Raw genomic sequence first — 22,537 nt, forward strand, 5'->3', positions numbered from 1 at the left:
TTTGCGTTCGCTGTATAGTTTTGAAACAACAAGCCTGAGGGTTTGTTAGTTAATTACATATGTATAAAAGAGACCCCTCATGGGGTCTCTTTTGTTTTAATCGCTGATTATGCATTCTTCTCAAGAGCTATCGGCTCTGCTGTGTTCTTATGGCGCGCGTTGGTGAATGCTCTAAAGGCTAAGAAGACCTCATGAAATATAATCGGCGCATCAGGGTGTTGAAAATCTGTGAGAGTGCGTATGCTTTCTTGTTATCTTAGGAGCATGGAGACTTTACAATCTGCCCCAGACCCGAAGGATTTGACGCTATCGATAGATGAGAGGCGTGAACTTATCGTCTGGGCGGCAGATTGTATGTATCGGATACTGCCTATTTTCGAGAAGCAGTATCCTGCTGATCCTCGGCTTCAGCAGGGGCTTGCTGCGGTCGCTGAGTTTAACCGCGGTGCATTATCTGTTGGAACTATGCGTCAACACGCCTTGTTCTGCCATGCTACGGCTCGGGACTGTGAGACCCCGTCTGCGCAAGCCGTAGCTAGAGCCTGCGGACACGCGATTGCCATAGCTCATATGGGTGCCCATGCACGCAATATTGAGCGATATACTCGCAAAGTGCTTTCGGGAGAACCTTTGACCGAAGAGCTCGAATGGCAACGGTCACATATTCCTGCTCGATTCTTCAGCTATGTTTTTGCGCGCTAAGCAGCGTATACCACACGTAGAATTTCGAAAGCCAGAGAAGTCCTTTTTACCGGTCTGTGATAGCGTGCCTGAGGCTTCATCACGGGAATACTAATACCAATCGTTGCACATTCTTCTGAACGAGTTTCTGGAACGTTTACTGTATCAAGTACCGACGAATACCTGTTCTCGCGTTAGAGTGAATGTATGGAGTATCCGCTTTTTTCAGACCGACAGCAGGAACCGTATCTGGGAGACGACACCTCAAAATACCGGACGGTGGCGCTCACCGCCGAGGTTAAGCTGCCTTTAGCGGAACTATGGCTGGCGTGCACCGAGTATATCCATCTGTGGTGGCCGCGGGAGCTTCTGCGGGACGAAGAAAGCTATCTGGAGCTTACGGATACAGTTCTTACCGAAGAAGACCCGCAGGGGTATGTAACAACTCTTGCTGAGGTAATCTACTATGAGCCCGAGGACGTGTTGGGCTTTTTGCCTCTGCCCGATACTAAACTGCATCAGCTTCTACGTGATGACAGCGGGTTTAGCCTACTTTTCGACGAAGACGGCGCAGAATCTTCGCTTATGGAAATCACCTCTGGTTTAGCGAAACCCCGTGAACTTGCGGCTGAGTACGACGAGCTGGGTGTTTATACGATCCAACGTTATGGCGCAGAACTTATTTTGAAGGCGTGCGCCCGATTCTTTGGGGCTGAACTTCGAGCAGAGTCTCTTGTATCGGGTATGCTTGACAGCTATGAGCGCTAGGCATGCCGTATCGGAACGAGGCACCGCAGAAAGTAAGTACAAGAGGCTGAACACGATATTACCGTTCATCGCTCTTTGTCGATTGGGCAGTGGCTGAACCTGCTGGCAATCCCGATCTTGGGGCAGCTGATTCAAACTGTTTTCTTCGCTGCTGGTGTTCGGTTTCTTCTCATGGTTTGCTTCTGTGGCGGTTACCGACCAAACCATCGAGCTGTGAGTAGGAACCAAGCCCGAACATCTGAAAATTTTAGACCTTGAAGTCAACTACAACGCGGTCATGCTTAAGGTGACGATGATCGTTGCGGTATTCTCTGGGCTGAGCTTTGTGGCGACGACCAGCAGCGACGGTCGGCACGCGCTTGACTTCTTAGAACCGATGGTGCTGCGTCTGCGAAAAATCCTGATAATTCGAGATATATACTCTCCATTTTCAGGTACGGGCGCCGAAGAGACACTGGAGGGCTATGAACTGTGGTCCGCATCGGCGCAAGAAGATAGTACAGAGCCCGTTGCATCTATCGATAAGGAGACGGTGAAGGATAATGGACTCGAAGAAGCCACTGAATCCGGGAGTACAGACTCATCCGGAGGTGAAGATAGGTTCACAGCGCCTCGATCACAATGCCGCCAAAACGGGCATTCTTTGCCTCGCAGGTTATTCCATCAACGTAGCAGGTTGAACTGGAGTAGGTTTCTTGCAGCCCGGTATTGGCGTAATATCCGTAAAATCCGCCAAGTAGCGTTAAGCGTTATACCCGAGCTATTGGGAGTCGGCAGCGCCTGTATATCGTAGAAAACGACCGGGCGGCCAGACCGGTCAGTCACCCGTGCAGAACATTCGGGACAGAGCGAGCGAGGATAATATTCTAAAGTCTTCATGGGCTTGGAACAAACGGGGCATGCAATTTCCATGAATGGTGGCTTGACCATGGCGAATATCCTTCGGGTGGTTAGGTGACAATGTAGACACGTTGGAGGGGAATATTCCCACTGCTTTTATCTTAGAGGTGTGTATCCAAGGTGAAAATGGTGTACGCCAAATAGGACATAGGCAGGGCGCAAAGGTCTGAAAACCCCGTAAACCTAGCTAAGTTATTTCAACGTACGTAAGATGTTCTTATGACACGTTTTACGACCGACCACCTCAAAACATTCGTCACGGTCATCGAATACGGTACCTTTGATGCTGCTGCCGACGTTCTTGGGGTTAGCCCCTCCGCAATATCACAGCGTGTAAAAACAATGGAACAGCTGGCCGGTAAAGTCCTGCTGCAGCGCACCAACCCGGTGACTCCGACGGCTTCTGGACAGAGCGTGTTACGTATTGCCCGGCAAAGTGAATTTCTGCAGCTTGAGCTGGAACGAGAACTCATGGGTGAGGGCGGATTCCAGACAGTCTCTATAGCCCTGAACGCCGATTCTTTAGCAACGTGGTTTTTGGAGGCCATACGCACGCTCGCTCAGGAGGACGAAATTTTCTGTGACCTGCGGCGTGAAGGCGAATTTCATTCCTCAGCCCTTCTGCGTACTGGGGAAGTTATGGCCGCCATAACCTCACAGCCCGGAAAAATCCCCGGATGCTCGGTAGATTACCTGGGCGTGGCGCGTTACTGGTGTGTGGCATCGCCAGCGTATGTGGATCGTTACCTTCCGGGGTTCCCCGCGAAGACTACCCGTGATGATCTGAACCGGGCACCCGTGGTGGAATACGATCGTAAAGACTTTGTGCAGGATGCTGCACGCGCTCTGATTGAGGAAGACCTAAAACTGTCCAGAGCCGAATTCGAACAGAGCCCAACGCTCTATATTCCTTCGTCACCGGACTATGCGCAGGCGGTCTATGAGGGTATTGCGTGGGGTCTGCTGCCGGAGGCACAGTGTAGCGAATATTTCGCCGCCCAAACACTTGTGAAACTTGCTCAGAAGCCCGTGGAGTTCCCACTGTACTGGCAGCACTGGAATATCAACTCGCCCGTTCTGGAAAAAGTTAGCCGTCGGGTTGCTGATGCGGCCCATAAAGGGCTTTTGGATTCATGACAGATAGCTGGGGTGAACGACATCAAACGCACCGCACTCACTGCTGTATCGCACGGATTCACCCTGTGGCTCATAACGCTCAACTTCGTGGCGGTATTCTACTGGTTATGACTTTACTTCCACGATCGCCTTGGCAACATTCCTGGTGGTGTTGGCGCTGTTGCAGATTATGTGGCGGCCTTTATTTGCTACGTTGATGACAGTACATTGCTGCTACACAAACCATTGTTTTTACCAGCTCTTTAAAACCTCAATCGACTAGTATATATGCTTATATTGGAATATTTGCATATATAGATCTTGGCAGCGTTTTCTACTGCACGTCGTATCTACGAAGCGCGCTAGAATCTTGTTCGCTGGGTACTGTTCTACGTCATCTTTGCGCTCTGTACAGGGATTCTCGGGTGTATACCCCCGTATATGACACAGCATGTGGAACAACTCAAAGAAAGCGCATGCCGCAGACCGACCCATGCAGCACACAGCGCTGACCCAGACGATGGTGGAGCTGATCGTCATGATCGTATTCGTGCGGATTCTGCAGCCCCTGCGCGAAGAACCAGTCGCAGAGCCTCAGCACGATTAAAAGCAAGAAGAACGCGGCGGGCGCATCCCAGGGATACGGCACCGCCTCGCTTATACGTGATCTAGCGGAAGAAAAGAGTCGCCAGCCAGAATAACGCCGCAGCGACGATAAACCCGATCAACGCCCAGCGGCGCAGCCTTGTCTCCACGCGGGCGGCACGAATATCCGCACGTTTTGAAATATCCTCGGTACTCCGCATGGGATCGGAGGTAGAGCCATGCGGGGCATCCTGAGATTCTTGAGGCGAAGGAGACCCATCTGATTCGGACATAGCCCTAACCTAACGCCACCGAGTCATCATGACCATACCCACCATCATGGCACCCACGCCAATAGTCACATTCCACATGCCAATACCGGGCACAGGAAGTCGACCCTCAAAAATGTAATACGCAATAATCCAGAGAATACCCAGCGCAACGAGCGAAAACATTACCACTCGATACCACAGGGGAGTACCCTCTCTCTGTGTTCCGCTCGTTTCCATCTCGCGAGCGACCTCCAACAGACGGAGCTCGCTCGCATCTTCTTCAACGGCCTTAGCCGATTTCTTGTCTTGTGACTTCTTTGACTTAGTATTGGCAGTCTTTTTCGACTTTTTCGCAGCCGACTTAGGGGACATATTTTCCTCCGCCTCAGATGTATGGGTAACCTTATGTAGTACGTTAAAAACTATCTTTGCAGACTCGCGGGATGATTTCACCTTTCACCGGCGTTGTCATTAAAGAAAGTGTAATGACTGGGACGGTAACATCCCGCTATGGAGGACACCCAAAACTATGGCGCATGCATCCGCGAAAGCGCATCAGGCAGTTCAGCCTCATAAATCTATTCTGCGGTGGACCATCCAAATCACGGGTGAGCTTCTGATCACCGTTGGTCTTGTGCTGCTGCTCTTTGTCGTGTGGCAGCTCTGGTGGACCAATATAGACGCAAACCGTTCACAGTCCCAAGCCGTCGATTCCCTGACGCACGAGTTCAGCTCTGCCGCGCCAGTCGAACAGTGGGATCCCCAAAATCCACCGGAGCCTGAAGCCGAACCCGAACACGGAAAAGGATTCGGGGTTGTCTACATTCCCCGGTTTGGTGCAGACTACCAGCGCCCCACCGCGCAGGGTACCAGCGCAGACGTGATCGATACCCTCGGTTTGGGACACTACGACGGAACCGCCATGCCGGGTGGCGTGGGCAACTTCGCGCTTGCAGGGCACCGGCAGACACGCGGGGCAGTGCTCGACTATATCGACCAGCTGCAGGTGGGCGATCACATTTATGTGCGCACCAAAGACGGCTACTACACCTACACCGTGTACGAGCATGTGATTGTGCAGCCTGACAATATTGAGGTGATCGAGCCGGTTCCGAGCAAGCCCGGACAAGAGCCCACGGAGCGCATTATGACGCTCACGACCTGCCACCCGCGTTACGGTGACACAGAACGTTATATTGTGCATGCCCGTTTTGAATCCTGGCAGCCTAACTCTGCTGGCGCGCCTGCGGAAATTGCCCAAGCAGCCCAGAACCCCGCCTAACCCGAGAGGATATAACATGTACGGTTGGATTTTTCGTCATCTTCCCGGACCTCTATGGGTTCGCATTATCATTGCTATTCTGCTTATCGCCGTGATCGTATACGCCCTCATGGAATTCGTGTTTCCGAATTTTGCCGAGTACGGTCCGTTCAACTTTGACGTTACCATCAACCATTAGCGGCGCTTGCCAAAGGAGAAGCCATGACCCGCATCCTGGTTATCGATAATTACGATAGTTTCGTGTTCACCCTCGTCGGATATCTGCAGCAGCTCGGAGCCGAAACAACCGTAATCCGCAATGACGAGTACGACCTTGATACCGTTCTCACAATGGCTGCCGAGTACGACGGCCTGCTGATCTCTCCGGGGCCGGGTGCGCCTGCAGAAGCCGGGGTCATTATCGATACCATTCGCTGGGCTGCGCAGACCCATAAACCCCTGCTTGGCGTGTGTCTGGGGCATCAAGCTATCGCGGAGGCGTTTGGCGGTACCGTCACGCACGCCCCCGAGCTGATGCACGGCAAGACTTCAACCCTGGTCCACGAGAACGACTCGGTGTTCAAAGGCGTACCGAGCCCCTTCACTGCGACTCGTTACCATTCACTGGCGGTTGTCCCAGAGACTATGCCTGAGGTCTTGGAAACCACCTCGACGACTGAGAGCGGCATTATTATGGGGCTGCGGCACCGGGATGCGCCTATGCATGGCGTGCAGTTCCACCCGGAATCCGTGCTTACCGAGAGCGGTTATCTGATGCTGGGTAATTGGCTGGAAGAAACGGGGCTTGAGGGGGCCGCTGAGCGTGCCAAATCGTTGTCCCCACTAATTGCCTAGCGGGCAGCGGTAAAGGCGCCTGACAGACCCAAGTAGGTCTGTCAGGCGCCTTCTCTATGTGTGCGGTACAGCCGAAGAAATATATGTGGGGCGTGCTTTAGATTCAAAATCTAAAGCACGCCCCACATATATGACCAGGATTTACCTGAGCAAACCAGCCTTACCTTTCTTCTTTCTCCTCATTTTCCTTGCCGTTTTGTACGGCCTTGGATGAAGGAGCAGCGGCACTTGGCGTTGCAGAAGGTACAGGAGCGTTGCCCTGCTGGCCCTGTTGGCCTTGCTGCTGTTGATTCTGCTGCTGATTGCCCTGCTGGCGCTGAGTGTTGTTGTTATTATTCGTCGACGGGGTAGTCGCACGCGGTGAGGCAGATGCGGTCGCCGCCGGGGCAGCCGCCACACGAATAGTAACAGTGCTGTTCTGGGCCACCAGAGTACCCGCAGCGGAGCTCTGAGAAATCACCGTATTCGGTGCCGCAGAGCTTGTCTGAACGGTCTCAATATTGGTGTTGAGCAGAACATCGGACGCAGTCAGAGCTTCAATAGCCTGATCCTTTGTCAGACCCACGAGCGAAGGAACCTTGACCTTACCGGAGGACAGCACCAGGTTCACGTTGCTGCCAGCCTCGATCGTGGTCTTACCGTTGGCATCGGTTTCAGCCTTCTCAGGCTCCAGAGAAACTACCATACCGGCGGGAACGGATGCGCTCTCAACGGTGCTGACGCGACCATCCTTAAGGCCGAGCTCCTTCAGAGCGTTGCGCACATAGGCTTCGCTCTGACCCTGCAGGTTATCGGGCAGGGTTACACGCTCGGGACCATTCGAGTAAGTTAGCGATACGGTAGAACCCTTAGCCGCCTTCGTACCCTCGCCGGGGCTGACACTAATAACATCGCCCTTCTTCACGTTCTCGGAGTATGCCCCGCGGCTCTCCACGGCAAAGCCAGCATTGCGCAGCTGGTTCTCGGCATCGTCCTTCGACTGGTTCATCACGGTAGGAATAGCGACCTGCGGAACTTCATTGAGCTTGCTCTGGTAGTACAGGAACGAGCCGATACCCAGCAGAAGCGATGCTGCAATAGCAAGACCAACGAGGAAACGAACCCAGGTTCGCTTACGGGGTTGCTCGGCGGGAAGGAACTCTTCCTCTTCAACAAATTCTTCTCCGCCGTACTCATCGTCATCAAAGAAACCGTTGAGGTTCGCATCTTCTACAGGAGTCGAAACCTGCGGCATGGTCGTGGTGTAGGCATCGAAATCAACCTCACCCGTACCGGTGCCTGCCGCACCTGCCGCGGGAGCCTCAAGAGGCGCAAAAGCGGTGGTCATGGAGTCATCGGGAACCTGTTGCGGCATACCGCCGCCAACCTGCAGACCCGCTCCCTGACGGATCGCCTGCGAAAACTCATCGGCGGTCTGGTAACGATCATCCGGGTTCTTGGCAAGACCTCGAAGAATAACTTCATCAAGCTCAGGGGGTACGCTCAGCGGACTAAAGGTACTCGGTGCGGCGGGAGTCTCGGTAAGATGCTTCGCCGCCAAATCGACGTTAGTTTCCGCATCGAAGGGGGAACGTCCAGCAACCATTTCATACAGTACGCATGCTGCCGAATAAAGGTCGCTTCTCGCATCAACTTCTTTACCACTGACCTGCTCGGGAGACATGTAGCGTGCGCTACCCATCACCACGTTGGCCTTTGTCAGAGCCTCGCCAGCCTCTTCAATAGCTCGGGCGATGCCGAAGTCCATCACCTTAATCTGACCCGGCTGCCCCTTCGCGGCGTCTTCCTCGGTTCGGGGAAGCACCATAATATTCGCGGGCTTAATATCGCGGTGGATAATACCCATCGAATGACTGTATTTTAGAGCGCTCAAAAGCTGCTCTGCGTACCCCACCGCATCACGCACGGGAATGTACCCGCCCGACGACAGGACGCTGCGCAGCGTCCTGCCATCAACGTATTCCATAACGATGTACGGGATCTTAGCCTCGTCATCGTCGACGGCATCATCAACACCGTATCCGCTGTTGGGATCTGACGGGGAATAAGCGCCCGTGTCGTACACCGCAACGATACCGGGGTTGTTCAGGGATGCGACAGCCTCCGCCTCACGTTTAAACCGTGAACGGAAGGTTTTGTCTTGGGCCTGCTCCGGGCGCAGGATCTTCATCGCGACCTTACGACCGAGACGAGTATCCTCCGCCGCGTATACGGTAGCCATCGCACCGGTACCGATAACATCGAGTACCTTATAACGGCCATCTACCGTTTCAGGAACCAACAGGTCCATACGTTCTCCTGGGGTAAAAATAGTTTTTGATGTGAGTGGACTCAGACACTAACGCCCAGTACGAGGACTAGAAGAAGTCGACGCGCCTGAAGGCGTAGCTGCGGATGGCGACGAGTCAGAATCCGTCCTCGTACCTGAAGACTCATTAGCTACATACATCTCTACCTTACTAGGAACTGACACTTTAGTGCCAGAAGAAGGGCTGGTGCGCAGCACCGTACCGGGCTGTGCAGTGTCCGAATGCTCGAAGTGAAGGTTCACGTCAACACCAAGCGAGGTAATCGTCCGAGAAGCCTCTTCGTAGTTCTTCCCATCAACATTAGGTAGGGTCGCGCCCCTGGAACCGCTTGAATAACGCACGGTAATGGTGCTGCCTTCGTCTACCGAACCAGCCGGTGAAATCGACAGAACGGTGTTGGCTGGCTCTTCAGACTCAACACTTTCAGTCCTGGGCGAAAGACCCAGGTTCTTCAGGTCATTGACGACATCCTGAAGGGGGCGACCCTCGTAGCTGCGTGCCTGCAGGTTAATTTTCTGCTTCTGAGTACTGCTTGCAGCCGAGGACTCCTCGCTCGGGGTGGCTACCGTGACGGTACCTTCCGCAGAGCTGGGTGTTGCCGAGCTGGTGGTATTCGTATCAGGGGTTGCACGGCTGTTGGCCGCCCAGACAGCCCAGAGGATACCGAGAATAAGCACAAGTGCCGCCACAATAGCGACGATCCATACCCAGTTGCGTTTCTTCGGACCCTGTTGTGCCGTACGTGCGGCCGCAGCCTTTGACCCGGGCTCAGGAATCGGAGCGGTCGAAGGACCGGGCGTGAAGTGCGACCCAGATCCGAACTTCGGAGCGGCGGATGCCGAAATAGGCTCGGCGATCAGGGAGGTCTGGGCAGTATCCAGATTCTCCGGCAAGAACGCCTCCAGCGTGGGTACGGCCTTAATCGCCGCAGGAATATCACGACGGCGAATAGCATCAATAGCGGATGCCAGCGCGGTAGCATCCTTAGGACGCTCCGCAGGATCCTTAGCAAGCAGGCACATAATCAAGGCGCGGGCGGGCGCCGGGATGCTCTCCGGCAGCGGCGGTGGCGGATCGTTCACCTGGGCTAGAGCAATCGCGATCTGTGATTCACCCGTGAACGGTCGGTGACCAACCAGGCATTCGTACCCGATAATACCCAGCGAATACATATCGGAGGACGGGGTTGCAGGTTGACCGGTTGCCTGTTCGGGCGCCAAATACTGGGCTGTACCCATCACCTGCCCGGTAGCGGTCAGCGGAACCTGGTTCGCAAGCCTAGCAATACCGAAGTCGGTAACCTTCACCCGGTCATCCGGGGTGATCATCAGGTTACCGGGCTTCACATCGCGGTGCACGAGGCCCTGAGCGTGCGCAGCAGCCAACGCGCGAGCCGTCTGCGCAATAAAGTTCAGGATGCGATCCGGCGGCAGCGTGCCGTCGCGCTCGATGATGCTCGACAGCGGCTCGCCCGGAACCAACTCCATCACCAGGTATGCAGAGTTATCCTCTTCACCGTAATCGAACATATTGGCAACGCCGGGGTGGTTCAGAAGCGCGGTATGGCGTGCCTCCGCACGGAAACGCTCCAAGAACCCGGGGTCACCCGTATACTCCTCTTTCAGGATTTTAACGGCGACGGTGCGTCCGAGAACCTTGTCGCGAGCTTTCCAGACCTCACCCATACCGCCGATAGCGATACGTTCGGTTAGGGTGTAGCGCCCGCCCAAGGTGATATCAGCCGAAGGCCTCACTTGTTCAACACCGCCTCAAAAAGTTGTTTACCTGCATTTGTCGAAAGCTGGGAACCGGTTGTTGCATCCATATCCTCATAGACCACCGCAATGGCGATCTGAGGATCATCGGCGGGTGCAAACCCGGTAAACCAAGAGTTATTCAAACCACCCGTAGTTTCTGCGGTACCGGTCTTACCAGCAACCTTATACCCGGGCACGCCTGCGTTACGGGCAATACCGTTATCCACAGAGTTCACCATCCATTGTTTCACCTGATCGGCGACTTTAGTAGAAGTTGAGGTGCGCAACTTCTCGGGTGAGAACTCGTAGAGCACGCTCAAGTTACTGGTTTTGACAGAACGAATCATGTTGGGCTTCATCTGCACACCGCCGTTAGCGATCGCAGCAGAAGTCATCGCCACCTGCAGCGGGGTGGTGCGTACATCGTACTGACCCACGGATGCCTGCGCCAGCTGGCTCTGCGACATACCCTTCGGGAAGCTCGACTTAGCCACCGCCAGCGGAATCTTCAAATCCTGACCATAACCAAAGTTTTCGGCAGTCCTAGAGATCCTATCTTCACCCAAATCCATTGCGATCTGCGCAAAAGGAGTGTTGCAGGACTGCGCCATAGCCCATTCAATCGTAGCCTTGGTGCGTCCTCCACACTGACCACCCGCATAGTTCGGAAGCGACACATTGGTTCCCGGAAGGGGAAGCTGTGCGGGGTTATCGATCGTGGAGTTCGCATCATATTTGCCGGACTCCAGAGCCGCGACGGCATCAATAATTTTGAAGGTTGAGCCGGGTGAATAGGTGTTACCCGCAATAGCACGGTTGTAAAGCGGGTTATTCGGATTCGAGTTCAGTTCCTCATAGTTGCTGACTACCGTGGACCCATCGTGGGATGCGAGCGTATTCGGGTCATATGAGGGAGACGAGGCCATCGCCAAGATTTCGCCAGTCTTGGGGTTAATCGCCACAATAGAACCCTTACGGCCCTGAAGCAGGTTGTTAGCAAGCTCCTGAAGCTTAGAATCCACGGTGAGCTCGACGCTCGCACCGCGTGCCGAAGAACCCGAGAAGAGCTGAGCAACACGATCGTAGAACTGGCTGTCGGAAGTACCCGAAAGCTCCTTGTCCATAGCGGACTCGACACCGGTAGAACCGTACACTGACGAGAAATAACCAGTCAGCGCCGCATACTTTTCCGGCTCAGAGTACACGCGTTGATAGTTATACTCATCATCCGATTTCACCGACGAGGCGATTTCGGTTCCATCGACCACGATAGAGCCACGGTTGGCACCATAGTTATCGTACAGAGAACGCGAGTTCCACGGGTTATCTTTGAGAGATTCGGTGTCGAAGAATTGGATATAGCTCAACGTACCCATGAGCAGGATAAAAACGCAACCTGCGGCCATCCACATGCGGCGAATTGCCCTATCCATTGCGGTCACCTCCTGCTTGTTGAGTTGAAATACGGGCGAGAACGCTGGTTGCGCCCTCAGATTCATAGCTGTAGTCTTCGTGGTCGATACTTTCGGGAACGTCGAACCCGACCACGACGTGAGGCGCTCGCGCGGTATGCGAAATCGAAAGCCACAACGCCACGATAATCCAGTTAGCCACCAGGGATGAACCACCGGCAGACATAAACGGTGTGGTCAAACCGGTCAGCGGAATTAACCGGGTTACACCGCCAACCACCACGAAGAGCTGAAGCACCATAACCGTGGAAAGGCCCGCCGCCAAGAGCTTGCCGAAACCGTCACGAGTGCCCAACGCCGCGCGGTAGCCACGCGAGATGAGGATGAGGAACATCATCAAAATAGCGCCCAGGCCGATCAGACCGAGTTCCTCACCGAGAGAAGTAATAATCATGTCCGAGTTAGCGAACGGCACCAAAGAGGTAAGGCCCTGACCCCATCCACGGCCAAAGAGACCGCCGTAGGACAGACCGAAAATACCCTGAAGGATCTGACCGGAACCACCGCTGGAGGACATATAGACCTCGGGATCAAAGGCGTGCATCCAGCCATAGATACGGGCGTGCACGTGAGAAATGGAGTTGTAGGCGAAGTATCCGCCAACCACCACGCCGACACCGCCGACTACAAGCCAGGAAATCTTGCCGGTCGAGAGGTACAGCATCGCCATGAACAGCCCGAAGAACAGGATTGCAGAACCCAGATCCTTCTGGAAAACCAACACGCCGATGCTGACCATCCAGGCCAAGAAAATTGGGGTCAAATCGCGCAGACGCGGCAGATTGATGGGCCCCAGACGCTTACCCGCGGTGAGAATCAAATCGCGGTGTGTGGACAGGTAGCCCGCAAAGAAGATTGCCAGGGTAATCTTTGCAATTTCGCCGGGCTGGAAGGTACGCCCGCCGAGCCTGATCCAAATCCGTGCGCCGTTGATTTCGGTACCAAGGCCGGGGATAAGCGGCATGATAAGCAGGATGAAGGAGAGCACCAGCGAAATATAGGTAATCTTACGCAGCACTCGGTGATCCCGCAGGAAGTACAGCACAACGGAGCAGAGGATCATTGAGAAGCCCGTCCAGAACAGCTGGGACTCGCCCACTGGGGCCTTCTGCATGGCGGGATCCTTGTCGATGCGGAAAATCATCGCCAGCCCGATTCCGTTGAGCGCCACAACAAGCGGCAGAATAAACGGATCGGCGTAACGCGCCCGGAACTGAAGCACCAGATGCGCGATGAGCGCGCACACGCCCAGCACCACGGTACCTTGAATCCACGGGTTCTTCCCCATATCCCACGCCGTTTCGGGGTCAATCAGGTACATGGAAAATGAGCCGATGCCGACCGCAACCACGAGCAGAACAAGCTCAATCAGGCGACGCGAACGGGGTATGTGTGCATCACGCAATAGCCTAGCCACGATTACCACCTTCCGTTGCTGAAGTTTTTTGACCTGTCTGCGCGCCGGACGAAGCCGCACCGGAAGGCTGTGTATTCCGGTCATCCTGCAGATTCACCTGAGCCTGCATACGGTTTACGATAACCCGTGCATCGTCAAGATTATCCGCGTGAATCGTATTCTTCAAAAGCGTGCGGGTATGTTCGGGCAGCTGTGAAGTTTCCACTTCGCTTTCCTCGACCACATGGGAGAGATGGATTGGCCCCAACGACTGCGGAACTCCGTTATAGACGGCGACCTTACCGTTATTTTCGCCAACGTAGTAGCGGCCCTCAACCCATTTCAGCCCGCTCCAACCCGCAATGAGCGCCAGCACAAGGATTACGGCTGCACTCACCAGCAGAATCGGGCGCCGACGGCGTCGAATTGGGTCCGCCAGAAGCTCTTCAAGCTCGTCCGGCAGCTTTGCGGGTTCCTCGGTGCTCATCGGTACGCGCTGCGCCAACGAGGCTCGATGCTCCAGGGTGCGGCTCGTCACCGCCGGAATACGCCCGGTCTCTGTTGCTACGGATGCGCTGCCCACCAGCTGATGTGGGCGAGAGCCAAGCTCGTGGCGCAAAATCGCGGCATTTGTGCGGGCAAAGTACACCGCATCCTGATCGCTTGCGTCGCCGTCGTGGGGGAAGGAATCTGTGAGGTCACGGGCGCGGCGGAACTTCTTGAGCGCGCGGTCGTGATCGGACAGACCCTCTTCGGCGTTTACTTCCTCGGTGATTTCCTCAAGCTCAGAGGTTGTCAGTGAGGTATCGATCTCGCCGGTCTCTGGCAGGGCAGAAGGACCTACAGGTTCGTCGGCGGGAAGCTCCTCACGATCGATAACCTGTACAACCACGACCGTCACGTTATCGGGTGCGCCGCCGTCGAGAGTCATCTGGATAAGAACGTCCGCGATCTCACCCAGATCATCGGTGGAACGCATGACGGCTTCGATCTCTTCATCAGAGACCACCGCCTCTAAACCATCGGAAGCAAGCACCCAGCGCTCACCGGGAATGGCTTCTAAAGTCTGCAGTTCAAGCTCGGGAGAGGCATCGACGTCGCCAAGCACGCGCATAATCACGTTGCGGTGCGGGTGATTCTCTGCCTCTTCGGGAGTGATGCGGCCCTCGTTGAGAAGACGCTGCACGAAGGTGTGATCGGTGGAAATCTGCTCGAAACCGCCGTCTTCATCGGCACGTAAACGATAGGCTCGCGAGTCGCCAATATGGGCCATCTCGATCTTTTCGCCGTCCACCAGCAGAGCGGTACAGGTGGTACCCATACCCGCAAGGCGCTGATCACTGGTTGCCAGATCATTGATAATGGCGTTGGCACTTTGGATTTCGTCGGCGAGGTATATGCCGCCGGTACCGTCAAAGTCGGGGTGGTCCAAAGGGGTCAGGTTCAAAACGGCGGTAGCGGATGCGACGTCACCACCGACGTGCCCGCCCATGCCGTCAGCAACAACAGCAAGATAACGCCCACCGTACCCGGAGTCGTCATTCTTGCTGCGTTTCACGCCCGTATCGGAACGGGCTTCAAAGCGAAAGGCTATCTTCAACGATTACCCCCTCAGCTGCATAGTCGTTCCGCCCACACGGAAATCGACACCCGGCTCAATAGCGGTAGCGCGGGTCAGCTTTTGGTTGTTTACGAATGTGCCGTTGGTTGAGCCCAAATCCTCCAAGAACCAGCGAGAACCCTGTGGGAACAGACGGGCATGGCGACCGGAGGCGTAATCGTCCTGCAACGAAACCTCAATATCATTGGCGCGACCGATAGTAACCGGGGAGTCACCCAACTGCATCATAGCTCCCGCCTGCACTCCCTTGGTGATCACCAAGCGGGAAGGACGTGCAGGAGGAGCTGCAATATGCTGCGGTTGCGGCTGCGAGTCTGCGGCAGATTCTATGGGTACGGAGCGGAAGTTCTTGCCCAGCCCCAAATCGCGGCGGGCGGCTGCCACCACGAAAAACACAAAGAACCAGAGCAACCCCAAAAACGCAAAGCGCAGTATGGTTACAGTTAGCTCGGATGCCATTAACGTATACCTCCAGAGGCAATTGAGCGGAAGAGAACTCGGGCTCCGCCCAACTGTAACACCGCTCCATCTTGGAGAACGGTAGGGGTTTTCAGCGGAAAACCATTCAGCCGGGTTCCATTGGTTGAGCCCAAGTCGGTGGCAACATAGTTGCCTCCCTGGCGGGAAATCTGTAGGTGGCGGCGCGAAATACCCTTGTCAGCCAGCCGCACGGATGCGTCGGAGCCGCGACCGATGACGAGAGGTGCCCCAGAAAGCTCATACCGCTGCCCGTTAATATCCACAAAAGCATGATGCGCCGCAGCACGTTGCTGCTGCGGAGGATTCTGCGGGGAACGCGGTTTCGGTGCGGACGCGGCGGGTGCCTGCTGTTGCTGCTGAGGCTGTTCCGTGCGGCGCGGCGGAGTAGCCCGCGGTTTTGTAATTCTGGTCGGCAGACCGGTATCACGAGCCGGGGCAACGGGGGCGTAGTCGGAGGCGCCGTGGGCGGCACCGGCGGGAGGAACATAGTTCGTCGCGCCCGAGGGAGGGGCCTGGAACGCCTCAAAACTGGGCACAACCTCGAACTCGTCGGCTTCGAGATCGGCAATAGGGCTGAAGGTAATACGTACAGCCCCAATCAGTGAATACCCCTGCGCACGCGCATGTGAAATAGCAAGATTGCACAGCTCAACCGCGAATGGGTTGCCCCACTCTCGCACGCGCGAAAAATCGGCGCTCGAAAAGCGAACGTTGAAGATATTTGGTGCCATCGTGTGACCGCCCTGGTCCACATATGAGGCATCATCCATCGACGTGCGAATACGGTTAGCTACATCAGCCTTTGCGAAGGTGCCAAAGCCTTTAGAAAAGCCGACGGTACGACCGATGCCTTGCTCCAGTCGTTCCAACTTATCAAATAACTTCATTGCCTCCTCCTTTATGGCTCGGGCCGGATGTCACCCCTGGCATCCCGTGGTTGGGAACCCGAAGGGTTCAGTCTAGCTTTTGTAGCTGTGCATTTGCTGTGTCAGGTGTGAGTGCACACACCCAACTCTATTCTAGGGGATAGTGTGACTACCATGCCGATAATATACTTTTTACTCGTAAAATATAGACTCGAAAACCCCAAATGTTGCCGACACAACAAAAATCCCCGGCTCATCAGAACCGGGGATTGCTGGTGCGCGAGGGGGGAGTTGAACCCCCACGCCCTCACGGGCACACGGACCTGAACCGTGCGCGTCTGCCTATTCCGCCACTCGCGCAAGTGTCATACGACTCAAAGAGTCGCAGGCAACATATAGAACTATACAGGCTCCGTAACAGACCGTCCACTTCGGTATTCGTGAACTTACTCACCGAAGGTTGAAATTGTCATAGGATATGTTATCTTCCTTCGTCGTGAGGGCGCGAGGCGGTATCGGTCTGGTTCGCGGCGGCCGCATCCTTTTTCTCGCGATGCACGCGCAAAAACCACGCCAGTGCACCAAAATAGGGGAGCACCAGAATGAACAGAAGCCATTTGAGCTTCTGAATCTCGTTGAAGTAGGGGCTGCGATGCACCGTAAAAATGCAGTACAGCACCGAAGCAATCCAGATAAAAATCAGGGCAAGCACTGTGTACTGGTAGATTGCCTGCGCCGTCGGATTCTGAAAAAGCACAAGAGGAAACACCGAAAAACCTAAAGTCAGCACGTCTTTAGTATGCCAGAGGATACGCCAAGCGCCCGAGAACATAAAATTTATGTCCTCGGGCGCTGCGGGGAGAGTTATCTAGGTGAACCGTTATACATTCGCAGCCTTCTTGGCGCGTTTGGCCGCAGCCGCCGCATCACGCTCAGCCCAGAACTCGCGGGTGGTCACCTCATCGGTGCCGTCCCAAGCCGCAAGATTCTTAATCTCAGGCATATCGGATGCCTTGAAAATAGGCTCCACACCGGATTTGCGCTGCCGCTCGTAGTTCTTGAGCACCGCAACGACCTTCGGCGAAAGCCACACCACCGCAATCAGGTTCACGATCACCATGCCCGCGTTGAGCATATCCGCTGTGGTCCACACCAGCTTCAGCGATGCGATTGCCCCGAAGAATACGAAGCCCAGTACCATCAGACGGAACGCCGTCAACGCCCCGGGCTTTTCAGTCACGAAGCGAATATTCGATTCGCCGTAATAGTAGTTGCCGATGACCGATGAGAAGGCGAAGAGGAAAATCGCGATGGTTAGGAAGTGGGTGGCCCAGGTGCCGAGTTGGTGGGCAAGCGCATCCTGAGTCAGTCCAGCACCGCGGGTATTATCGCCGCCATAGGTTGGGTTTGACAAGAGCACGATAAACGCAGTGACAGAGCAGACCAGCATCGTATCGAAATACACGCCCAAAGCCTGTACGTAGCCCTGCTTTGCGGGGTGCGAAATAGTTGCGGTTGCACCCGCGTTCGGGGCGGTACCCATGCCGGCCTCGTTCGAGAGCAGACCGCGCTTCATGCCCCAAATAACGGTGCCCATCGTGCCGCCCACTACGAACTCGCGCAGACCGAAAGCACCCTGGAAAATCATGAGCAGAACGTTCGGGATTTCGCCCACATTGAGCACAACCACGAACAGTCCCAGCAGCATGTACAGAACCGCCATGAACGGCACCATAAACTCGGTGACCGTAGAAATGGTGCGGATACCGCCGAAGATAATCGCAGCCGTCAGTGCGGCAACGAAAAGGCCTACCACGATGCGGAAACCCATATTCTCGGTACCGGAAATACCGATATTCAGGGAGTTCGCACCAGCTTCCACGATCGCATTGGTTTGTACCGCGCAGAACACAAAACTATAAGTTAGCACGATAAAGCCCACGAAAATCAGGCCCAGCCAGCGTGCATTCAGGCCGCGCTGCATATAGTAGGCAGGACCACCAATATAGGAATCCTTGCCGCGCTCCTTATACAGCTGGCCCAGCAGGGATTCGGCGAAAGCGGATGCGCCGCCCACGGCAGCAATGACCCACATCCAAAATACGGCGCCGGGACCACCCATTGCAATAGCGACCGCTACGCCAGCAATATTGCCGGTGCCCACGCGGGATGCCGCCGAAACGGTGAACGCGCGGAATGAGGAAATGCTCTTGCTCCCATCGGCCTCGTGACCGGACGGGTCGGTGAGTACGCGCAGCATCTCGGGCAGGGAACGCCACTGCACGGCGCGGGTGCGGATCGTCAAGAACAGGCCCACGACAATCAAGGCAACGAACAGAAAGTTTTCCCATATCCAGCTTTGAATGCTGTCAACCACGCTGGTCGCACCAGCGGTAGAGGCGTTAATGTCCTGAATAAAATTTACAAGTGAGTCCACAGGTTTTCTCTTTCGTCACGGCATAGAAGCGTAATAGGGATAGCAACTATGCGGGCATGAAGGCGCGAAGGTGCAAACCGGGTAGACCGCACGCCAGGGAAAGAAATTCCCTTTAGAAATTACAGGTACTTATTGTTCCGTTGATGAAGGGTTTACGGCAATCTCATTGGGGGTCTTGTCCACATTTGTAACGAATAATTAATATAGCCGGAACACGGGTGATACTCCGTTTGACAAGCAAAAACATCAAAAAGTTATGACTGAACCACAATTCATATCAAACATCGTTTAATAGACATAAAAACACTCTCTAGTGGAGAAAATGAATCTTTGACTACATGCTACTTCACGGGTTTAACAAACGGGAAAGAAAGCACCCCGCGAATCTGGGTCTGCGCCATGAGCATCGCCAAGCGATCAATGCCGATGCCCAACCCGCCCGTCGGGACAAGCCCGGTCTCAAGGGCGTACAGAAAATCCTCATCAATCTGCATGGCTTCCGGGTCTCCCGCTGCAGCCTTGAGAGACTGCTCGGTCAGGCGGCGGCGCTGTTCTAAAGCATCCGTCATCTCGGAATAGGCGGTTCCCATCTCCATACCGTTAATCACCAAATCCCAGCGTTCCACCAAGTGCGGCTTGGTGCGATGCGCACCCGCCAGGGGAGAGGTCTCCACCGGAAAATCCGTATAAAACGTGGGGAACACAGTTTTTGACTCTACCAGCTCACCATAAAGCTCCTCAAGAATGGCACCCGCGCCCATGTCATCACGCACATGAATCTGATGCTCATGCGCCAGCTCAAGCAAAGTCTCAAAATCTGTTTCACTCGAAATATCGCGCCCCAGCGCACGCGAAAGGGCCTCGCATACCGAAACTGCCCGCCACTCACCCGAGACATCCGTGAGAGTACGCTCGGTACTGCCCTTCTCGCCCAGCGGAAGTACCTCAGAACCATAGACGGCCCGGGCGGCATTCTTGATGAGCGTTTCGGTAAGCTTGCGCATGACCGTGTAATCTGCGTAAGGCTTATAAGCCTCCAACACCGTGAACTCCGGGTTATGGGTGGCGTCCGCGCCTTCGTTGCGAAAATCCCGCCCTAACTCATAAACAGCGCCCAAACCGCCAACCACCAGGCGTTTAAGATACAGCTCAGGCGCAATGCGAAGCGTCAAATCCGCACCATAGGCGTTAATAAAGGTTTTGAAAGGGCGTGCGCTCGCACCGCCATGAATAGTATTCAGAATCGGGGTCTCAACCTCGGTGAACCCTGCATCATCGAGCGTGCGGCGAATGGCAGTGATCAGTGAGGAGCGCATCCGAAGGTTTTCAAGCTGCTGCGGATGCACCAACAGGTCGGTCGAGCGTTTGCGGATGCGCGCCTCCGGATCATTCAACGCCCCGTACGGAATGGGGTGTAGACACTTCGCCGCCATCTGCCAGCCGTGCACAATGACGGATGCGGTCCCGGTGCGGCTAACCCCCGCCGTGCCGGTCACAAGCAGAATATCGCCCGTATCAACGGCGGATTTGAGAAGCCGAAACTCGCGCTCGCTCACAAGGCTGCGCTCGGCGATAATCTGTACCTGTTTGCCTTCCTCAGACAGGGTCAGGAAGATAACCCCGCCGTGGTTGCGGATAAACCGCACTCTGCCCGACAGGGTAAACTCCCCGCTTGGAAGCGTATGGTCACTCAGCCCATCGTGCACCTGCACCGTCGAATACTCGCATGTAGCCCCCAGTGGGTACGGGTTCATACCGGCATCCCGAAGCATCTGCAGGTGACGAATACGGTGCTTGGTCTGATCGCTGAAGCGGTGTTCGGGGGCCTGCGCCTCGCCCGGATGCATACGCTCGATCTCGTGAACTCGCGCGATCTGGTCTTCAGTCAGGCGGTGCACTTCATGGCGCTGTTTACGTGCCGAAAAATCGGGCAGGAAGCCCTCGGCAACCCCAGCCGCTGCCGCAACGTTCAGAAAGGCCAGCGTCGGTTCCGCAACCATATAGCGCGGCATCCACTCCGGGGCGAACTTGAGGTTGAAGCGGTACAGTCTCTCCAACTGAAGGAACCTGTCTAAAACCCCCAGCGACCGAGAAGCGAACCTGCTCCAAGCATTAGCACCGAACTGATCTGCGTTCTCATACACATGGCGGAACATAGCAAAGTTCAGTGAAACACGCGTGATGCCGTAGTCGGGGGCATCCTCCATAAGCTGGGCAACCATATATTCCACGATGCCGTTGGGGCTGTCAGGGGAGCGGCGCATCACATCCAGCGATATGCCGGTGCGGCCCCACGGCACGAATGAGAGGAGGGCAACCATTGTGCCAGCAGAATCATGCGCCGAAACAAGCAGATTGCGACCGTCTGCGGGGTCTGAGAGCCTGTTGAGCGCCATCGAGAACCCGCGTTCAACCTTGCCGTGACGCCAAGCGTTCACGTTATTTTCCACCTCGTGCAGCTGCTCGGGTGAAAGCTCACGATGCCTGCAGATTTTCAGCGTGTAACCGACCTTACGCACCCGCTGGTGGGCGTGGCGTACCTCCGTAAGCGAGGTATTGTTCAGGCTAAAACGTGAGACCTCTAGAATGGCTTCGTCCCCCATGCGGATTACGCCCAGTCCCCGGCGTGCGAAAGCTCTGGCGCCGTCTTCACTCACGCTGATGGCGGCGGGAATCCACCCGTAGCGGCGCACCTGGTGCATCCACCGGTCGATTGCGGAACCCCAGGATGCCGGATCGCCCACCGGGTCGCTGGACGCCAAACATACAGAGCCCACTTGCCTGTAGGTGACAGCGGCACGCATATCCGCCGAGAAGATCACCTGCTTATCGCGGCGTGTTGCAAAGTACGAGAGTGAATCGTTCCCGCCATACTCCTGTAAAAGTTCGCGCAGGCGCAATTCCCGATCGGCGGTCCAGGTATTGGGGACGCGGTACCCCCGCACCACCACATACACCGCGATCAATGCAAAAATTCCGTAGAACACGGATGCTGCCCCCACCACCGTGGCACCCGGGTTTGCACCCTTGAGTTCGGGAAAACTATCGAGCCCTAACCCCTGTTTGAGCAGGTGGGGAACCGTAACTCCCGGCACGTGATGCCCAAAATACCAGGCCAGCAGGGTTGTCACCGTTAGCCCGCCGAGGAAGACCACGGTTGCCAATACCCATGAAATTCGGCCTATATGCGCCGGGAAGGCAGAGCGTGCCAGGATGAGAAGCGGAATAAAGATAGCCGCCACAATAATAGCGACGGTGTCGAGTGTGGAGGAGAAAAATTCTTCGCTCGGCATCACGTTATCGGGGAAGAAGAGCAGAAGCGCACTTCGCGTTCCGATGAGGATGCCGATGACTTGAAAGAAAATGACGGCGTAGAGGGCGGCTCGTTTACGGGTGATCAGAGCGGATGTCATGACCACCATGATGACCGCGCTCACCAGCGTATGACTTGATGGGATGTTGAGCAGGCTCGCGGTGATTTCCCACCAGGTGAACCCGTGGCCCCTGCGAAGCGGGGAAATAATCCAGGTGAAAAGTGTCAGAATTGTCGCGATTGAGTAGATACCGATAACCCAGCGGGCGATGATTTCCGCATAGCGTGATGTCGTGTGATGGGCGTCTGCGCCCCGCTTCTGATGTGCCATAAAACGTTCTCCACCAATCACTCGGTACATTTCATTCTACGGACATGCCGTGTGTATGCGTAGAATCTGAGGACGTAAGACAGCGCACCTTTGGGTTGGAGACTGAAAGCGCTGCCA

At 55.3% G+C, this 22,537-nt stretch carries 20 protein-coding genes and 1 tRNA gene; 8 read left to right on the plus strand and 13 right to left on the minus strand.

Annotated features, from left to right (window positions below; translation table 11 throughout):
• The first annotated feature begins 264 nt into the window (after positions 1-264).
• The 5 genes from HMPREF3016_RS02475 to HMPREF3016_RS11030 all read left to right on the plus strand — a co-directional run bounded on the left by HMPREF3016_RS02475 (position 265) and on the right by HMPREF3016_RS11030 (position 4,072).
• Complete coding sequence (locus HMPREF3016_RS02475) at positions 265-702, plus strand: putative immunity protein (RefSeq protein ID WP_070739911.1); 438 nt, start codon at positions 265-267, stop codon at positions 700-702.
• A 186-nt stretch (positions 703-888) separates the two neighbouring features.
• Positions 889-1,449 (plus strand): hypothetical protein, encoded by a 561-nt coding sequence (locus HMPREF3016_RS02480; RefSeq protein WP_070739912.1) that lies wholly within the window; start codon positions 889-891, stop codon positions 1,447-1,449.
• Positions 1,450-1,726: 277 nt separating this feature from the next.
• Complete coding sequence (locus tag HMPREF3016_RS11230) at positions 1,727-2,242, plus strand: hypothetical protein (RefSeq protein WP_246828427.1); 516 nt, start codon at positions 1,727-1,729, stop codon at positions 2,240-2,242.
• A 326-nt stretch (positions 2,243-2,568) separates the two neighbouring features.
• Complete coding sequence (locus HMPREF3016_RS02490; protein ID WP_070739916.1) at positions 2,569-3,486, plus strand: LysR family transcriptional regulator ArgP; 918 nt, start codon at positions 2,569-2,571, stop codon at positions 3,484-3,486.
• A 430-nt stretch (positions 3,487-3,916) separates the two neighbouring features.
• On the plus strand, positions 3,917-4,072 hold the full coding sequence (locus HMPREF3016_RS11030) for a hypothetical protein (RefSeq protein WP_168165978.1): 156 nt from the start codon (positions 3,917-3,919) through the stop codon (positions 4,070-4,072).
• Between the two features lie 61 nt (positions 4,073-4,133).
• Here HMPREF3016_RS11030 and HMPREF3016_RS02495 read toward each other — a convergent pair whose 3' ends face one another.
• Positions 4,134-4,343 carry a hypothetical protein gene (locus HMPREF3016_RS02495; protein ID WP_048751099.1) on the minus strand — a complete coding sequence of 70 codons (210 nt, stop codon included), beginning with the start codon at positions 4,341-4,343 and terminating at the stop codon, positions 4,134-4,136.
• Between the two features lie 9 nt (positions 4,344-4,352).
• Entirely contained in the window at positions 4,353-4,694 is a 342-nt protein-coding gene (locus HMPREF3016_RS02500) for a cell division protein CrgA (RefSeq protein ID WP_070619749.1), read from the minus strand.
• Positions 4,695-4,851: 157 nt separating this feature from the next.
• Between HMPREF3016_RS02500 and HMPREF3016_RS02505 the strand changes: the two genes are divergently transcribed.
• From HMPREF3016_RS02505 to HMPREF3016_RS02510, 3 genes are read left to right on the plus strand one after another with little or no spacing between them, the layout of a single operon-like run.
• Positions 4,852-5,604 (plus strand): class E sortase, encoded by a 753-nt coding sequence (locus HMPREF3016_RS02505; RefSeq protein ID WP_048780287.1) that lies wholly within the window; start codon positions 4,852-4,854, stop codon positions 5,602-5,604.
• A gap of 16 nt (positions 5,605-5,620) precedes the next feature.
• A complete protein-coding gene (locus tag HMPREF3016_RS11035; protein ID WP_004006314.1) occupies positions 5,621-5,782 on the plus strand; it encodes a hypothetical protein in 162 nt (53 codons plus the stop codon).
• A 23-nt stretch (positions 5,783-5,805) separates the two neighbouring features.
• Entirely contained in the window at positions 5,806-6,438 is a 633-nt protein-coding gene (locus HMPREF3016_RS02510) for an aminodeoxychorismate/anthranilate synthase component II (protein WP_048751101.1), read from the plus strand.
• Between the two features lie 160 nt (positions 6,439-6,598).
• Here the strand turns inward: HMPREF3016_RS02510 and pknB are convergent, their stop codons facing one another.
• The 11 genes from pknB to lysX all read right to left on the minus strand — a co-directional run bounded on the left by pknB (position 6,599) and on the right by lysX (position 22,420).
• Complete coding sequence (pknB, locus tag HMPREF3016_RS02515; protein ID WP_070739918.1) at positions 6,599-8,728, minus strand: Stk1 family PASTA domain-containing Ser/Thr kinase; 2,130 nt, start codon at positions 8,726-8,728, stop codon at positions 6,599-6,601.
• A 48-nt stretch (positions 8,729-8,776) separates the two neighbouring features.
• Entirely contained in the window at positions 8,777-10,501 is a 1,725-nt protein-coding gene (locus HMPREF3016_RS02520; RefSeq protein ID WP_004006317.1) for a protein kinase domain-containing protein, read from the minus strand.
• Positions 10,498-11,937, minus strand: a complete 1,440-nt coding sequence (locus HMPREF3016_RS02525) for a peptidoglycan D,D-transpeptidase FtsI family protein (protein ID WP_004006318.1) — start codon at positions 11,935-11,937, stop codon at positions 10,498-10,500. The genes HMPREF3016_RS02520 and HMPREF3016_RS02525 overlap by 4 nt, the downstream gene beginning before the upstream one ends.
• Entirely contained in the window at positions 11,930-13,402 is a 1,473-nt protein-coding gene (locus HMPREF3016_RS02530; protein WP_179291544.1) for an FtsW/RodA/SpoVE family cell cycle protein, read from the minus strand. Before HMPREF3016_RS02530 ends, HMPREF3016_RS02525 begins: the two co-directional genes overlap by 8 nt.
• The gene (locus tag HMPREF3016_RS02535; RefSeq protein WP_004006320.1) at positions 13,386-14,972 is read right to left on the minus strand and encodes a PP2C family protein-serine/threonine phosphatase; all 1,587 of its coding nucleotides are present in this window, start codon (positions 14,970-14,972) and stop codon (positions 13,386-13,388) included. The genes HMPREF3016_RS02530 and HMPREF3016_RS02535 overlap by 17 nt, the downstream gene beginning before the upstream one ends.
• A gap of 3 nt (positions 14,973-14,975) precedes the next feature.
• A complete protein-coding gene (locus tag HMPREF3016_RS02540; protein ID WP_070739921.1) occupies positions 14,976-15,452 on the minus strand; it encodes an FHA domain-containing protein FhaB/FipA in 477 nt (158 codons plus the stop codon).
• Positions 15,452-16,360, minus strand: a complete 909-nt coding sequence (locus HMPREF3016_RS02545; RefSeq protein WP_048780282.1) for an FhaA domain-containing protein — start codon at positions 16,358-16,360, stop codon at positions 15,452-15,454. Before HMPREF3016_RS02545 ends, HMPREF3016_RS02540 begins: the two co-directional genes overlap by 1 nt.
• 252 nt (positions 16,361-16,612) lie before the next feature.
• Positions 16,613-16,699, minus strand: a tRNA-Leu gene (locus HMPREF3016_RS02550).
• 121 nt (positions 16,700-16,820) lie between these two features.
• Entirely contained in the window at positions 16,821-17,171 is a 351-nt protein-coding gene (locus tag HMPREF3016_RS02555; protein WP_070739924.1) for a PLD nuclease N-terminal domain-containing protein, read from the minus strand.
• Positions 17,172-17,219: 48 nt separating this feature from the next.
• Entirely contained in the window at positions 17,220-18,776 is a 1,557-nt protein-coding gene (locus tag HMPREF3016_RS02560) for an alanine/glycine:cation symporter family protein (RefSeq protein ID WP_070739927.1), read from the minus strand.
• 341 nt (positions 18,777-19,117) lie between these two features.
• Complete coding sequence (lysX, locus tag HMPREF3016_RS02565) at positions 19,118-22,420, minus strand: bifunctional lysylphosphatidylglycerol synthetase/lysine--tRNA ligase LysX (RefSeq protein WP_246828428.1); 3,303 nt, start codon at positions 22,418-22,420, stop codon at positions 19,118-19,120.
• Positions 22,421-22,537 lie beyond the last annotated feature (117 nt).

The sequence above is a fragment of the Rothia sp. HMSC065D02 genome, from assembly GCF_001815285.1.
Lineage (GTDB): Bacteria > Actinomycetota > Actinomycetes > Actinomycetales > Micrococcaceae > Rothia > Rothia dentocariosa.